The sequence below is a fragment of the Paenibacillus nasutitermitis genome (genome assembly GCF_014641075.1).
Lineage (GTDB): Bacteria > Bacillota > Bacilli > Paenibacillales > Paenibacillaceae > Paenibacillus_Z > Paenibacillus_Z nasutitermitis.
Genome location: NZ_BMHP01000003.1, coordinates 1,277,706 through 1,293,783 on the forward strand (window position 1 = coordinate 1,277,706; position 16,078 = coordinate 1,293,783).

Sequence of the window (16,078 nt, forward strand, 5' to 3'; positions counted from 1 at the left end):
GGCTTGCCGAGCGACCGTTTCCGAGCTTGGGGCGATGTCCTTTCTCCTTTTCAAAACCAAGATTTTCAGCTGTCACTTATGATACTGGATTCTCTTACACTTTTTTGAAATCATTCTCGGGGCCTTGATCCATCATAACTTCTACCATATTGGAAGACCCCATTCTAAGCTTGGGTCTGGATTCGGAGTCCGGTGTACTGTAAAGCTCCAAGGGGCTTATAATAACTCCATCCGGCCTATTATGAAGTATTCCGGGCACACAAGAATAAATGGTATCATTATTATTTGCATTGTTGGCGACGATGGTAACGGAGGTGCCATTATGATTATCTATACTCATGGACACCTTGTATCTGTAGAATGAGCCCGTTCCATTTGACTGGGCAGAATAAACCACAGGAACAACCGCGAGAATATCATCGTTGAACCTTATTTTAATCACTTCCGTCTTCGTTGATTGGCTGCTGCTTCCCCTGACATCCCCCATATGTTCCACTGCTCCGTTGCCAAAACTACTGAGGGGAGGTGTTCCTTCCGCTCCAAACATAGCTACATCGATCTGCCTGCCATCCTTTGTATAGACTAAAGCATATATATCATAATCTGTCCCGGTATCCCAAGTTACAGTGGCTGTAATTTCTGGTGTTTTATCCATGATAACTGGCTTTTGGCCTTTATCCAGATTTACCTTTCCCTTTACCTTTTCGAGGTTTAACGATGATAACGTGTTTTGACTGTTTTTATTTTCAGGAGCAGTTACAGTCAAATCAGGACCTTTTGGTATATTCTTTTGAATCGTCTTAGGTTCGGAAAGTTTCTGTTGCTCATCAGATTCAGTCTCAACACCGTAATTTTTACATAACCCTTCAAGCCCAGAATCGAATCCACGCCAGATTGATTTTACCTTTGTCTGACCATTCCTTAGATATAATTCTAATACGACGATTCCATTTTCATTCGTGAAACTAGATGGAATTAACTGGACAATAGATTTGTCGGTACAGATCTCTGCCTTTAAATTTTTTACATTTGAAAATCCCGTACTATTATCCTCTGTAAGAGTGATCGCTATTTTAGTAATCCCTGCAGGGACCTTGCTCATGTCAAAATTAAGTCTATGTACGTTTGTATGGCCTACTTTCTCAGATGGTATAAGGGCAGCTACACCGGAAGGACTTGTTGGTTGATTATAAAATATGATCCCGCTATCTCCTTGTACCTTGTCCGAGTCCGTTAAAAGGAATGCTGTTAAAGAAATATCGATCGAAGTAGAAATTTCATAGCTGACAGTAACATTACCTTTTGTGGAGCTTAATGCCGTATTTGCTCCCATCTGAAGAAATTGATCCATTTAAACCACTCCCCTTGTATAACAAATATAAATTCAGTAATAGCACGCATATTGTATCAGCCGAAATTAGGAATTAAAAGAAGTCTTTGTCGAAAAAGCAAGTATTTTCTCTAAAATTGGCAAACGAGAGACGCAGAATATAGTTGTCAGCTTCCATATGAATTGCCTTAACCAGCGCCCTCAGCAAAGTTCTCTTTTCTTCATTGGTCGCTTCTTCGAACAAGCTGTCAAAGTTATTCAAAGCCTCAATAATAACTTCCTTATTAATGACTACTGTGGATTGTAATTTTTCTATTTCTCGCTCCATATGGGTAATTACTTTACTGCTCTCTTCAATTTCGGCTTCAACCGTTTCTGATAAACGGCTATAAAGTGAAGCTTTAATCTCGCTCGCATAATAATCAGCATCCTGCTTTTTTTGCTTCTCTAAAAGCTTCCTTAAGCTAGTCCGCTGTATGTTCAAATCTTTTTCAAGTTCAGTTCGTCACGCCTCCATCCAGCGTCTTTATAGACAACGTATCCCATATGCTCATTAGCTGCGATATGGCAGCATCAATTGCCTCAATCGGAACACCGTCTCTGGCTTGTGAAGAAATCCCTCGAAGAAAGGTGTCAAACATGGTAACCAGCATAGAGATATCCGTAGAATCGGGCAACTCACCATCTTTTATGGCTCGTTCTATACAATCTTTCTGCCAGCTGCGGACCTTTTGGCGTTCCTTGGAGAGCAACTCTTGGATGTGTTTTAGCTCTAGAGAACAGGTTGCAGCAGATAAAACCAGCAGGCAGCCGAGAGGGTGGGAGCTTTCTGTCTGCATCCGTGCTGATCTCCGTAATCCCTGCTCGATGGCTGCTCTCGGTGTCAGACTGCTATCCCTGAAGCTTTCTGAAACCTGTCCATAAGTTGCGATATACAAATCTACTGCTTCTCGGAACAGTGCTTCCTTAGATTCGAACGCCGCGTAAAAACTCGCTGCTGATATATTTCCCATCGCAACGCGAAGTTGAGCAAGTGAAGTGGATTCAAAGCCGTGTTCCCAAAACAATAGCATCGCGGCAACAACTGCCTCGTCACGTTTAAAAGCGCGAGGGCGTCCTGTACGTGGCATGAAATAACCTCCCACTATAAAGTTAATTTTACTCCCGTTATCTCGCTTATTCTCAGTATTACAACCCCTTACATTCCTTCGTTCTACCTCTCAAGGGGTGGATGCCGATTCTTGCTCCTTTACGGGGTCGAGCCCTTATGGTGTGTAGTTCTTCGTTTTCATTTGTGCGTTGTCCTCGAGTTCCTTGCTTTTGTTCACATGGTGAGGATTGACGAGGACCAAATTGATTCCTTCATTCTGCAAGTAAGCAGCTAGGGGAAACCAGTAGTGTCCGGTAGGCTCGATACCAAAAAGGATATCCGTCTTGTTGTAAGATTGCTTGAGCTCTTTCATCCAGGAATGGCTCCTTTATCACTTATATACTAATCGATCCAAAAGTCCTTGACAAGGATTATCATTGAATATAACATATGGAATGATCGATCCACAAATATATTTACTTAAAGGAGGAATTACGTTGTCTCAATTATCATCATCAACGGGTGTAGCTCAATCGGACAACATCCCTGCCAGATTACCCTGGCTTGCACTGCTCGCTCTTGCGATGACAGGTTTTATTTGTATCTTTACAGAAACCATCCCGGCTGGTTTACTACCGCATATAGCCGAAGGGTTGAACATTAGTAAAGGAATGGCTGGTCAACTCGTAACCTCTTATGCAATTGGTTCCATCGTGGCGGCTATTCCATTTGCCATATCTACTGGCGGGTTCAGGCGTCGTCCGCTTCTACTCGCCATCATAGTAGGTTTTCTCATTTTCAATTCTGTGACCGCATTGTCAAGCAGCTATGTATTAACTCTGATCGCCCGGTTTTTCGCCGGTGTAGCTGCCGGTGCTGCATGGGGGATGGTTGCCGGTTATGCGCGACGTATGGTACCAGATATCTTAAGAGGACGAGCCTTGGCTGTAGCGATGGTGGGAACTCCGATCGCACTTACATTCGGTGTGCCGATTGGAACCGTGCTCGGTGACTTGACCGGTTGGCGTCTCGTTTTCGGACTTATGTCTCTTCTGACTCTTGTGTTAATTGCATGGGTACTGTGGAAGGTACCGGATTATCCAGGGCAGCCTGCCGGTCAAAGAATGACCGTCGGTCAGGTCTTTGTTTTACCCGGTATCCGTCCAATTCTCTTGGTAGTGCTGACATGGATGCTGGCACACAATATTTTATATACGTATATTGCTCCGTTTCTTGATCATTTGGGACTCGGAGGACATGTTGGCCTTATCTTGCTGGTCTTTGGTATAATGGCTCTTTTATCCATCTGGATCGTTGGTCTGCTGATAGACCGTCACCTACGCCTGCTAGTATTGATTAGTTTGCTCGGCTTCCTACTCGTGTCCGCAGCACTATGGACGGGCGCCACATCGGCAGCCTTCGTTTATACGGCGATAGCGTTGTGGGGACTTACCTTCGGTGGTGCTGCCACACTATTACAAACAGCGCTTGCCGAAGCAAGCGGTGAAGAAGGGGTGGATATCGTGATGCCGATTAATACCACTGTTTGGAATCTGGCTATCGCTGGTGGGGGTATTGCGGGTGGTACCTTACTGGAGCTTGTTGGAGTCCAGTCGTTCCCGGGCGTGCTGTTGATTTTGCTGCTTATTGCGTTGATTATAACGTGGAGTGCGAAGATACATGGTTTTCCCAGAAAAAATTAGATTTCGCAACCCTTAAGGGTTCTCCTCCCTAGGCTATCCACCAAATAAAAAAGGTTCACAAAATCATTCGTAGACTTAAATGGGTTATTTTAGTGGAGCCTAGGGGGACCCTCACTCCTGACCTTGTCGCTGCCAGCGATGCGCTCTACCAAGGATGGTCATTTTCACAACCATAAAACTTTCGGACACGGATCATTTCTACCATTTTTTTTCTTCCGAAGTGTGCTGTTGCAACGCAACGCCTCCAGTTCTTCCACTCGATACACAAGACTTCCATAAATATAGAAACCCGAGCGCTGAATGCATTCGGGTAAATGCGGCTCCATAATTCTACTTTCTCACAACCGACACACAGCACTCCACATGTGTGGCATGCCTACCATTGAGCAATTCGTTAAACGTCCAACGGCAAGCATTTTTTACATCAATTAACATTAGCCTAGAAGTTCTCTTCCCGCCATCTGTTTTGTCTCGCAGAAGTAGCGCGACTAATTCCTCGTTAACAGTTCTAATAAATTTATGGTAAACTATTCAAATATTCGACAAACCGCAGTTCCCCCCCATCATCACCTCTATATCAAGGATTAAACGCGATGGTGCTAGTAAAATATACTAGAACAAAATGCGCTGCCACCTAATTGATTGGTCACAAGTAAGTACCATAATGGGTGAAGCTCTCATAGTGAAAGGAATTGGCTATGTGAAAAATAGAAAGACGCTCACTCTAATTATGATCGCAGTCACTCTCTTAACAACGTACTTTGTCCTTCACTCATTTCGTGTATTCGACTCCAATACATTCATGGCGAAAAATGGTGTTCTTTCATTGCAGCATTGGGATTGGCAGAATGAAAAAACTATTGCGCTTGATGGAGAATGGGACTTCTATCCAGATGAATTAATTGTGCCAAGCCCGGATGAGGATGTCTTTGAACGTTATAAACACCAATCCATTCTAGTACCTACAGCGTGGGATCGCTATAGAGCTGAGAGCGCTACTCCTTATGGGACAGGCACATATCGCTTGCTTATTCAAGTTCCGGAGGATGACCTTTACGGTGTGAAGCTGAATACGATTCGAAATGCCAATAAAGTGTATTTAAACGGGGAGGAGCTTGGCTCAGCAGGTGTTCCTTCAAAAAGCACCGAAGAATATCACTTCGATTACAAAAAATATGTCGTTCTGGGAAATAGTAGGAATAAACAAATAGAACTTGTTATACTAGTTGCCAATTATGACTATGCTGTTGGCGGGATTGTCAGTTCACTCCAATTCGGTCTAGCCGATCAAATATTAGCAAAGCAAGGCCGTGAAAAATTCATTGAAGCCTTTCTCATTTCCGGCTATTTTCTGTTTTCATTTATATACTTTACGACATATTTACAACACAAACGGAAATTCCGGTATGAGCTCTATTTCAGTCTATTCAGTTTAGCGCAAGCTGTACATATATCTACGATAAATGAAAGATGGATCTACTTACTATTTCCGGAGCTCAGCCCAGCCTCACAACTAGGAATTCAAGCCATTTCACTTACACTTTTCGTATTGTTTTTCCTACTATTTGTTTATCATTTCTTCAACATGTCTGCCAGCAAAAGGATCGTCACTGCATTAAGTGCAATCTTAGGATTTCAAGCCTTGGCAGTGTGTGTGTTAAACATAACCATTGATCTAATGGTAAAGGTTCCATTTCCGCTCATTCAACTCATTGTTTCAGGGACTACCGCTATTAGTTATGTGTATATTTTTATTATGCTGCTAAAAGCCTATAAGAAAAAAACGGATGAGTCCGACTATGTGCTGATCGTTGTTTTTGCTTTTGCTGTTTATGGTATTCTACTTGCAATTGTCCTGCTATTTGATGTGGATATCGAAGTGCCGTCACTTCTTTTGTTTTTAATTATGGTGATAAGCTTGGCGCTACTAATGAGTCACCGTTCACAGCAGGCATATAATAAAGTCGAGGAACTGTCTAATGAATTGCTTGAATTCGACCGAATGAAGGATGATTTTCTAGTCAAAACATCACACGAGCTCGGGACTCCGCTCCACGGCATTATGAATCTTTCTCAATCGCTGCTGGAAGGTGTAGAGGGGTCTTTAAAAAGAAAACAGCAAGAAAGTGTTATTTTGATACACTCCGTTAGTAGAAGATTGGCAGGTTTGGTTAATGATCTTTTATTTATTTCTAGAATAAAGCAGGGTGAGATGTCTTTTACATCCAGACCGATCGAACTTCGAATTATTGGGGAAGTGCTCGCTGAGATTGCCTATGTTATGCCGCCCACTCTGCCTGTTCAATTGATCAATACGATCCCAGAAAATTTGCCGCTTGTCTACACCGATGAGCAAAAGCTAAAGCAAGTTTTCTTCAATCTGATCTACAATGCGATTAAATTCACCAAGCAGGGAACGATCACGATCTCAGCTCAAATCATAGAGGAACAGATGCACATATCGGTTGAGGATACGGGTCCAGGTATTGCTTCAGATTACCAAGACCTCATATTTACTACCTTTTATCAAGTTGAAAGCAGCCGGACCAGGAAATCAGAAGGACTTGGTTTGGGATTAAGCATTACCAAGAAAATTGTGGAGAGTGCAGGCGGACGTATTTGGGTAACTTCTGAAATAGGTAAAGGCTCATGCTTCACCTTCACGATCCCACTGGCTACTAATCAGCAGCTATTAAAGCATAATGAAATAAACAATCACGAAATGAACGAACAAGTTACGTCTACCCAAATGAAAAATCGGGAGATGAAGCAGTCGCAGGTTATCCTGCCAACAAAAGTGAAAGGACCAAAACCGTATACGATATTAGTTGTAGATGACGAGCCTGCCAACTTAAAGGTGCTTATTAATATGCTTCATTCGCTTCATTATAGCGTAATTGCAGTAGGCAGCGGGCAGGAAGCACTCGACATAATTGAAACGGAAAAGGTGGATCTATTAATTTTAGATTTAATGATGCCCCATATGACGGGATATGAGGTTTGCAAAACGATCAGACAGAAGCAAGACTTAGTAGATTTGCCTGTTATCATATTAACAGCAGCAGGACAATTGTCTGACTTAGTTGTATCCTTCCAATTAGGAACCAATGATTACTTGCAAAAGCCTGTTAATCTAAAGGAATTAGAGATGCGAATCGAGTCCTTATTATTAATGAAAAAGTCAGCGCAGGATGCTGTGGAGCATGAACTCAGCTACTTTTACGCTCAGATTACACCGCATTTTTTATACAACACACTCAATTCGATTATTGCGCTAAGTTGGTCTGACCAGAAGAAAACCCGAACTGCATTAGAACATCTTTCTACCTATTTCCGAGGAAAGCTGGATTACCAGAAGCAGTGCTCACTCGTCCCTTTGGAGGAAGAAATACAATTAGTGATGGCTTACTTAGCGATAGAACAATTGCGCTTCGAAGAAAGGCTTCATATCGAATATAATATCGACGAAACGATTCAAACCTATATCCCAGCAATGACACTGCAGCCGCTAGTGGAAAATGCTGTTACTCACGGGATAGTCAAAAGTAAAAAAGGTGGAACGCTGCGTCTTACTATCGAGCGGGAACAGCAGCATATCAAAATCACGATAGAGGATAACGGTGTCGGGATTCCTCTAGAAAAGCAGCAAGAGCTAATGCGTGGTCGAAATGAGCGATTGGGCTTCACAAATCCATTTAGAAAGCTTTCGCTTATTAAAGGAGCTCGTTTTCAAATGAACAGTGAAGTGGGCAAAGGGACAACGATCATCATTCATATGCTCGAGATCAAAGACAACAGGCAAATGTTTTAATTTTCACTCATACATAAGTGAAAACACCTAATCAACCAAGATGTTCATGCAAAGCTTATTTCTCCATGACTAGGACATTGCGACGTTAATACCACGATGAACGTTTTTGGACACGCTCTACGATCAGCCGATCAATCCGCAGCAGACAAGTTTGAATCGGGAGATTGAAACTACATGCACCAATTACCAATTCCGCGTGAAGCCCTAATCGATTCCACAACGAAATGAAGGACGTAAAATTAAATTACGTCCTCAATTAGTCCCCACTCCTTTATTCACTCACTCAAACCCCTTATAGATCAAGGAACAAACATTTTCGATATTTTTGGTACGCCTATCATCGAATATTCTTGATCGATAATGTCACATCTCGCTTCCTTTAGATTTTTGGAGAATACGATTTTTTTCATTTGCGTCAATTCTTCGGCAACTACCTTCAACTGCGCAGGGGCACATTGTACTTCTATGTCCACTGCTTATACTTGTAAAATGCCGTCCATTCTTTCTAAACCATTAAGATGAACTTATCGTTTCAAATAATCTTCGATCCGCTTTTCATATTCCGTTCGATTTGTATCCCAGATGGCAGCATGTTCACCTTGTTCAGGCTCCCACAAAGTCTTTGGTCCGGTATAGACGCCGGCTAAGTACTCTGTCTGTGTATAGGGCGTGTTTTGATCTGCCTTGCTGTGGATAAAGAAGATCGGAACGGAACTTGAGAGTTTCAGTGAGTTTTCGGGGCTGCGGTGCCCATCAAATTTGCCGCGTATTTTTGTAAGTTGAATCAAATTGTTCACTGCCCATTCGGGAAGGGATTTGGACTCTGGTGCATCCTTTATCAGCCGTTCGAAGCTGGTATATGGATTTTCGGCAATCACACTTGCAAGATCAGGCATTCCGGGCAAAGCGATCAAAATGGAAGCTGCACCCACAGATGAACCCATTGCATATACCTTTTCATATTTATCTTTCAAATAATGGTAGGCCGACAAAACATCAGCGGATTCGCGTTCTCCGAATGACAGACCTCTCGTTATGCAAGGCGCTTCTCCATGGCAGCTTAAATCGAAGGTAAGTACATCCATCCCCAGCCTATGGTACATACCGATATATTTCGTTTCTTCACGCCTGTCACTTCCGCCGGCATGTACAAGCATTATTGCACGCTTTGAAGGTGTACCGCCATTATCTGCAGTCGTTATTAACCAACCCGGCAGGTCATAGCCATTCACAGAAAAGAACTTGACTTCCTGAAAGGAATATTCCTTGGTTTGGCGCAGGTTGCCGCAAGATTTGCCGAAATATCGTTCTGTCTCCGGGAGGCAGCGACTAAAATCTTTCGTTACTCCTTTGAACGATGGCGAAAGTAACATATTGCTTGAAAACCATAAGCCCAAGCTCATCATCGCGGCGAGTAAAATAACGGCGATAATCGCAATACGAATCAACAACTTGATCTTGAATTTCTGTGTCCATTTTGGACGTACAGGACGATCAACTTGGAACTGCATAACTTCCAATAAAAAAACTCCTCTCCTTATGATCTTTCCCAATCATAAGCGATCAGAGCTGCAAAACATTGTATTAAACCGTCATTATGCTATAAATAAGAAGCGCCTGCTTCGTCGCTATGGAATTCGCTTACCTTCATCATGATACTCTTGGGACTTACCCAGGAAAACGCTTTGATGTCACGGATAAAATGCGACTGGTCGAAATAATTAAGCGCGCAGGCTATATCCACAAATCGCTCATAGCACCCCGACTTCATGAACTTCAGCGCCTCATTCACGCGCACAATCCTGATATATAGTTGAGGCGACATACCTACAACACGGGCAAATCGCTTCTGCAACTGCCGCTCCGAGATATGAAAAGCTGCCACGATATTTTTCACCGATATGGAAGCAATCCGGTCTCTAATAAAATCCAACGTCTGTTCTATCAATTCATCCCGGTTATCGGTTTCTTCCATTTTTTTCGTTAAGAACGAACAAAGATAGGTAGTCCGCTCTTCGTCCGTCAATACTGATTTCAACTGCTTTTCGAGTTCACTTGCACCGAATTGACTGGAAAGCAGGAAGCCTTGATTAAGGGAAGTAGCTTCCCAGCCGAACAAAGAATAAAGAGCGTGCGGCTTTAACACAACCTGTATGGATGAAAACGGTTTGTTCTTGAAACGCATGATACTTGGTTCAGAGCCTTGTCCATGCAGAAAAAATGTGGGAATATTGGAAATCCGGGAAGTGCGAACCGAAATACTCTCGATGGCTGAAGAACCGTCGACAGCAATCTGGTATACAATGCCGGGAAATCCTTTTGGACAGACTTTTACGTCCAGCGATTCGTATCCCTGATACGTCGTAATGCGAAAGCATTCGATATCGCGTTTTAGTGACTCCGGCGGCGGTAAAACCGTGAAATTGAAAGTACTCATAGCGAATTCGACCTCACTGATATGACACTTTGGATGCAAAAATATGGATGGTTCAATAAATCTATTTTATCAGAAAAGTGTCCTTTTTACGCTGTTTTTGCTATAGTTCTTGTTCGTTTGCTTATTGCGCTATTCTGCCCGTGAGACTTGGATCCCGAGAGCTATTCTGTTCATCCTCCTACTTGTTCAACCATGGTTAGGCTGGTTGGGACGTTGATCCCGTATTACATGCGATAGTGTGGAAGACAAGAAGTCTCTCTGTCGAAAAAGCAAGTATTTACTCTAAAATTGGAAAACGAGATAAATAATTAAAATTAAATTTGTTGTATAGGAGACGCAGAATGTAGTTGTCAGCTTCGCTAACTAGAGGTGCTACGACTTGGAATGATTTTTCAGGCATTGGTACCTATTCAGTAATATAATTGATGATTTCTCCGTCGAATGCAAAGAAAACCGCCCTAAATAAGCGGCGGCCAATCACCCCATCAACATCCACCTTAGTGATTAGCTACTTGATTCATCTCTGAAATGAAAATGTTCGTGATGAATACCATTCATGCCAACTAACTTTCGTCCAACCGGAGAGAAGTTAGGGAATGGTTTTGAACTATCCACTACAAAGATTCCCCAAACAAATTTATCATCCAATATCCTCGCCACCTTACTCTTCAACAATTTATAGCAAATTGTGCTAATAGCGTTAAAAGATCACTGATATTTACCAATACCTCAAGTCTCCGCTTGAACACTCATGCGTCATGAATGCATTCCATAGATGTTTAGCTGCGGATGGTGAAGCTGTTGAAAAGAAGTCCATCCGGTAAATTGATGGACTTTGCTTTCGGAACATCAACGTCAAGGGGGAAATGATATAATTAAGTTAACATTATTTCATTGTGAGTTGGAGGAATTCCTTTGTTTCAAATCATGATCGTAGAAGACGACGAGAAAGTCAGACGAATTGTAGCTGACACACTGCGCAAATGGCAATACGAGGTCATTGAGGTGTCCTCTTTTGAACGGATATTGGACGAATTTGTGAAGGGACAGCCGCATTTGGTGCTGCTGGATGTGAATTTACCGATGTATGACGGGTTTTACTGGTGTCAGCAAATTCGCTCCGTCTCCAAGGTGCCTATTATTTTCCTTTCCTCACGCAGTCAGAATATGGACGTCATCATGGCGATTAATATGGGTGCGGATGACTACGTGCAGAAGCCGTTCGACCTCAGTATTCTCGTGGCGAAAGTGAGCGCATTGCTAAGGCGCAATTACACCTACCAGGATGGGAGCATGCAAATCTCCCATCGTCAGCTTATTTTTCACTTGTCCAATTCCTCCATTCAGTACAGGGAGCAGACAGAAGAGCTGTCGCGGAACGAATTTATTATTCTGCAAACCCTGATGCGAAATATTGGCAAGATCGTCCCCCGGGACGAATTGATGCAAGTGTTATGGAATGATGAGCAATTTGTGGACGACAATACGCTAACCGTCAACGTGAACCGTTTGCGACGTAAGATTGCGCTTCTAGGGATCGAGGATTTCATCGTTACACGCAAAGGAATGGGGTATCTCATCGAATGAGATTCTGGCGGTTTATTAAGTATGAAAGGCCGTATATCTATCTGTATGCCATAGGCGTCTTCCTAACAATTGCCTTGTTTGCGACGGATCCGCAAGTTACATGGCGCTGGCACAGTTTCTTTTATGTGCTGGTACTGAGCTTGTTCTGTCTGGCCGGCTTCCTGCTCCATCGCTACCTGAAGACTGTGCAGGCCATCCACCATATGCGCGATGACGACACCGAGCCGCTGTCTCTGGAAGCGGAAGCTCACCGCGAGGCCGCGCAGCAGTTGGAGATCAAGCATATTCGCACCCTGAATGAGGTGCAGGATAAGCAAAAAGAATATTATGACTTCATAGTCTCATGGTTTCACGAAATAAAGACGCCCATCTCCATTCTGCGGTTGATGCAGCAAACGGAAATCGATCCCAAAAGCTTGGAGGAAGAGGTATCACGAATCGAACACTATGTGGATCAAGCCTTGTATTATGCCAAGCTCGACAGCTTCAACCAGGATTATGTGATTGTGAACTGTAATTTGGAGCTGCTGTCCAAGCAGGTTGTTAAAAACCACTCCAAAACGTTCATTTCCAAAAAAATAAGCATCCAATTGGACGTACAATCCTCCTTCGTGCAGAGCGATTCGAAGTGGTTGCTTTTTATCGTCAATCAGTTGATCACGAATAGCTTGAAATATACCCCTGATCAGGGACAAATCTCGATCTCCACACAGGTCACGCAGCAAGAGAAGCTGCTCATCATCCGCGACAATGGCATTGGCATTGACCGTAAAGACCTGCCGAGGATATTCAACCGGGGGTTTACGGGAACCAACGGGCGTGCGTTAATGAAATCGACAGGCATGGGTTTATACCTGGCCCAGGAGCTGTCGAAGAAGCTGGGACACTACATCACATGTGAAGCCGAGGTTGACAGCTTCACCGAACTCACGATCCACTTCCCGAAGAACCATGATCCTTACCTGAACATTCTGCAAAAGGACAACGAAAAAACGCAATGACCCGCAGAGGTTAATTGCGTTTTTTCGTTTTCTGCTAATATTTATCACTTACGATTTTATAATAGATATTCGTGGATGAGACATAGAACAGCAAATAAATTAAGAAGTAGACGCCCATGATGCCCCAGACCACGCCTGTAAGTCCGGGGAAATCCTGCACGGAATCAAGAATGTAATAATTGATTATAAACCAGCTATGCAATACGCCAAGCACAATTGGCGGCAAAAATACGAACAGCAACTGCTTGCGGATCACGCTTTTCATTTGCCGGTTATCAACGCCCATTTTCCGCAGAATCGCGTACTGCAGCTTTTCATCGGTCGCTTCGCGCAATTGCTTGAAATAAATGACACTGGCTAGCGCGAAGATCGCAATAAGCGCTAGGAACCCGCTGGCGAACAGCATCAAGGATGAGCCTTCGATCTGCTTGGAATACACATCCGCGAACGAGGAGTAATAAGCTCCCGACGTCTGTATGACTATGACGTGTACTTGCTTCGAGAGCTCCTCCGCGTTTTTGACGTCGCCAATCCCGTAGATTTCAAATGACCGGGTGTCCGCATGAGCGGACAAGTCTTGATACGCTGCATCGGAAATCACGAACACTGCTGGCTTATTGATCATTGAAAGCACTGGGTCCGAAGCCCATCCGAGATACGCATAATCTTTTTTCTCGGTCAACTTGAATGTCGTTTCCGTATCCGTCTTGACTGTGAAGCTGGGCTGCTCTCCCGGTGTATACCGTGTTGGAAAGTCCGATCCTTGCGAAAGAGATACCGCTTCATTCCCTTGCAGCTTTACGCTTTGTTTATGGCCCCGCTTCTCGATCAGTTCGTTGTAGGTCCGCTGGGATACAAGCAGGATATCGGATGTGTAATATTCTGGATTGTCCACAGCCATATTCATATCAGTTACCGGTGAGGCCACTAAACCCTCATGCGTCAGATGAAAGGTAATCTTGTGCTTTGAGCTTTTGATCAAGTCATCGATTTTAGCATTCGTTTCTTTTTCCATTGACTGAAATGCTATATCGTTCGGCAGATTCATCTCCACCGCGTCAAACTGTACCTTATAGTTGACGGTCATGAAGCACATTAACATCATGATTGCTGCACTGAATAAGGAAATAAACGTTAGATTCAAGGTGTTGCCCCTGATTTGAAAACGCAGTGAAGAGGTCCACAATACGGTATTGCCTTCATGATAGCTCTTGCGACGGCTTAACGCCCGAAGCAGCCACCCTGCGAATTGACGGAAAAATAAGTACGTTCCGCCAATAACTCCAATAGTCACGGCAATCATACTCGAAGTTGCGTAATCCTGCCAGAAAACGGATCCCTTTCCGCTGCTGATCAAAGCGAAAGCTACGCCGAGTAGAAGTAAAGAGAGCAGCGCCATAACAGCGGAGACCCGCACGGGCTTCTCTGACCTCTGCTTGGCATGAAACAATTCCGTAAGCTGCACTCGGTTCACCATCATATAGCTTTGTACGCTGATGACGAGGGCCAGTAAGAAAAACAATCCTACTGTGGAAAGTATGGCTTGTATAGGGAATGATAACGAAATGACCTGATCATACTGCATGAGGTTCATTAGCAGCATCCCGAAAAGCTTAGACAGCAAACCTCCCAGCAGTACCCCTGTGACCAGAGAAATCGAGCTTATAAACAGCGTTTCATAGAATACCATCACCGTAATTTGACGTTCACTTAAGCCGTACAGCAGATACATTCCGAACTCTTTTTTACGCTGCCTCATAAAGAACGAGTTGGCATACAGAATGAAGAAAATGATGAATATAAAGACGACTACTGACGCAATGGCTACACCCGTTTGGAAGTTTTTGCGGTTTTGCAGCGCATCCATAATATCTTCGTTATACATGAGAGACGAGAACGTGAATTGAATGATGACACCCATGATCATTGAGAATAAATAAAGGGTATAGAGACGAAAATTACGCTTTACGTTCCGGATCGTTAAATCGAGCAGACTCATCGCGGGTTGCCCCCCATAAGACTTTGGGTTTCCAAAATACGATCGTAGAATGCCTTCTGGGTCTGATCACCGGCATACAGCTCATTTACAATGCCCCCATCGCGCAGAAAAATGACTCTTTTGCAATAGCTCGCGGCATAGATATCATGAGTAACCATCATAATCGTCGTGCCAAAAGCTTCATTTAGGCCTACCAGCTGCTCCAGCAATTGAGTCGCAGATCGTGAATCAAGCGCTCCTGTCGGCTCATCCGCGAATACAATTGCCGGTTTCGTAATGATAGCCCGTGCCGAGGCTGCCCGCTGTTTTTGCCCGCCTGAAATTTCATTCGGATACTTATGCAAGATTTCCTCAATATTGAGCGCCTGCAGAATGTGCATCAACCTTGCTTCCATCTCCTCGGACTTGAACTTGCGCAACGAGAGCGGCAGCAAAATATTTTCTTTCACCGTTAATGTATCCAACAAGTTATAATCTTGAAAAATAAATCCCATACGCTCCTGCCGAAATTGCCGTAGCGAGCTTCTATTCATATCCAGCAGCGGCTTCCCCTCCAGCCACACCTCACCGCCGGTAAATTGATCAATCGTAGATAACACATTCATCAGCGTGGATTTCCCTGACCCCGAAGGCCCCATAACCGCTGTAAGTTCTCCGGTCTCAATTACCACATCGATATTTTTGAGTACTGCTGTCGTTCCATAATTTTTGGATAAATTTTTGGTTTGAATGACGTTTCCCATACTCTTTGTCCTCCCCTTCCTGTTACTCACTATAGCCACATTTTGCAACAACATCCATAGAAGTAACACAAGGTAACGTGACGTTTTTGTCACTAACAGTACAGCAATTCCATAACAATATCCTGAAGCAACCCACCACTTCTCATCTCAATCCGACCGCAAAACTTGCCCCTACTTGTGATACGGTTATCCGTATCATTCTAACAACGAATTTTGTTAAACATGAACAGAATAAGAGCGCCACCTAAAAGGCAAGCGCTCTACACCTTCAATAAATAATACCAGTTCTCTGGAAATCCAATCATTGCTTTGTCTACTTCGGTATACTCATCTATATGCGTTCTTAGTCTCTCAACCCGTCTGTACCAATATGTATT

Annotated in this window: 12 protein-coding genes and 1 pseudogene; 4 read left to right on the top strand and 9 right to left on the bottom strand. The window is 43.6% G+C overall.

The genetic code is table 11. The features are described from left to right. Positions 1-94: 94 nt before the first annotated feature. The 4 genes and pseudogenes from IEY46_RS24365 to IEY46_RS24380 all read right to left on the bottom strand — a co-directional run. Complete coding sequence (locus tag IEY46_RS24365) at positions 95-1,351, bottom strand: TerD family protein (protein WP_188995940.1); 1,257 nt, start codon at positions 1,349-1,351, stop codon at positions 95-97. A gap of 73 nt (positions 1,352-1,424) precedes the next feature. Next, positions 1,425-1,814 carry a hypothetical protein gene (locus IEY46_RS24370; RefSeq protein WP_188995942.1) on the bottom strand — a complete coding sequence of 130 codons (390 nt, stop codon included), beginning with the start codon at positions 1,812-1,814 and terminating at the stop codon, positions 1,425-1,427. Positions 1,815-1,827: 13 nt separating this feature from the next. Then, a complete protein-coding gene (locus IEY46_RS24375; RefSeq protein ID WP_188995944.1) occupies positions 1,828-2,460 on the bottom strand; it encodes a TetR/AcrR family transcriptional regulator in 633 nt (210 codons plus the stop codon). 156 nt (positions 2,461-2,616) lie between these two features. Further along, positions 2,617-2,799: pseudogene (locus IEY46_RS24380) on the bottom strand (IS110 family transposase); the annotation flags it as partial. Between the two features lie 118 nt (positions 2,800-2,917). Between IEY46_RS24380 and IEY46_RS24385 the strand changes: the two are divergent. Together IEY46_RS24385 and IEY46_RS24390 are read left to right on the top strand one after the other, a co-directional pair. Continuing rightward, positions 2,918-4,123, top strand: coding sequence for an MFS transporter (locus IEY46_RS24385; protein WP_229750499.1), 1,206 nt, complete (start codon positions 2,918-2,920; stop codon positions 4,121-4,123). A gap of 682 nt (positions 4,124-4,805) precedes the next feature. Further along, a complete protein-coding gene (locus IEY46_RS24390; RefSeq protein ID WP_229750500.1) occupies positions 4,806-7,934 on the top strand; it encodes an ATP-binding protein in 3,129 nt (1,042 codons plus the stop codon). A 524-nt stretch (positions 7,935-8,458) separates the two neighbouring features. Here IEY46_RS24390 and IEY46_RS24395 read toward each other — a convergent pair. The 3 genes from IEY46_RS24395 to IEY46_RS24405 form a co-directional block, all read right to left on the bottom strand. Beyond that, positions 8,459-9,454 carry an alpha/beta hydrolase gene (locus IEY46_RS24395; protein ID WP_229750501.1) on the bottom strand — a complete coding sequence of 332 codons (996 nt, stop codon included), beginning with the start codon at positions 9,452-9,454 and terminating at the stop codon, positions 8,459-8,461. Positions 9,455-9,534: 80 nt separating this feature from the next. Beyond that, complete coding sequence (locus tag IEY46_RS24400; protein WP_188995950.1) at positions 9,535-10,371, bottom strand: response regulator transcription factor; 837 nt, start codon at positions 10,369-10,371, stop codon at positions 9,535-9,537. A gap of 504 nt (positions 10,372-10,875) precedes the next feature. After that, positions 10,876-11,019 carry a hypothetical protein gene (locus tag IEY46_RS24405; RefSeq protein ID WP_188995952.1) on the bottom strand — a complete coding sequence of 48 codons (144 nt, stop codon included), beginning with the start codon at positions 11,017-11,019 and terminating at the stop codon, positions 10,876-10,878. A gap of 279 nt (positions 11,020-11,298) precedes the next feature. Here IEY46_RS24405 and IEY46_RS24410 point away from each other — a divergent pair, with 279 nt between their 5' ends. Both IEY46_RS24410 and IEY46_RS24415 read left to right on the top strand, forming a co-directional pair. Beyond that, complete coding sequence (locus IEY46_RS24410) at positions 11,299-11,958, top strand: response regulator transcription factor (protein WP_373288879.1); 660 nt, start codon at positions 11,299-11,301, stop codon at positions 11,956-11,958. After that, entirely contained in the window at positions 11,955-12,959 is a 1,005-nt protein-coding gene (locus IEY46_RS24415) for a sensor histidine kinase (protein WP_188995956.1), read from the top strand. Before IEY46_RS24410 ends, IEY46_RS24415 begins: the two co-directional genes overlap by 4 nt. A gap of 34 nt (positions 12,960-12,993) precedes the next feature. On the opposite strand, the gene IEY46_RS24420 is transcribed toward IEY46_RS24415, so the two are convergent. Together IEY46_RS24420 and IEY46_RS24425 are read right to left on the bottom strand one after the other, a co-directional pair. Beyond that, entirely contained in the window at positions 12,994-14,958 is a 1,965-nt protein-coding gene (locus IEY46_RS24420) for an ABC transporter permease (RefSeq protein WP_188995958.1), read from the bottom strand. Beyond that, entirely contained in the window at positions 14,955-15,701 is a 747-nt protein-coding gene (locus IEY46_RS24425) for an ABC transporter ATP-binding protein (protein ID WP_188995960.1), read from the bottom strand. The genes IEY46_RS24420 and IEY46_RS24425 overlap by 4 nt, the downstream gene beginning before the upstream one ends. Positions 15,702-16,078 lie beyond the last annotated feature (377 nt).

Coding starts and splice junctions, on each gene's coding strand:
- IEY46_RS24400 (WP_188995950.1), bottom strand. CDS start 10,371: ATGAGTACTTTCAATTTCACGGTTTTACCGCCGCCGGAGTCACTAAAA.
- IEY46_RS24365 (WP_188995940.1), bottom strand. CDS start 1,351: ATGGATCAATTTCTTCAGATGGGAGCAAATACGGCATTAAGCTCCACA.
- IEY46_RS24420 (WP_188995958.1), bottom strand. CDS start 14,958: ATGAGTCTGCTCGATTTAACGATCCGGAACGTAAAGCGTAATTTTCGT.
- IEY46_RS24410 (WP_373288879.1), top strand. CDS start 11,299: ATGATCGTAGAAGACGACGAGAAAGTCAGACGAATTGTAGCTGACACA.
- IEY46_RS24375 (WP_188995944.1), bottom strand. CDS start 2,460: ATGCCACGTACAGGACGCCCTCGCGCTTTTAAACGTGACGAGGCAGTT.
- IEY46_RS24425 (WP_188995960.1), bottom strand. CDS start 15,701: ATGGGAAACGTCATTCAAACCAAAAATTTATCCAAAAATTATGGAACG.
- IEY46_RS24415 (WP_188995956.1), top strand. CDS start 11,955: ATGAGATTCTGGCGGTTTATTAAGTATGAAAGGCCGTATATCTATCTG.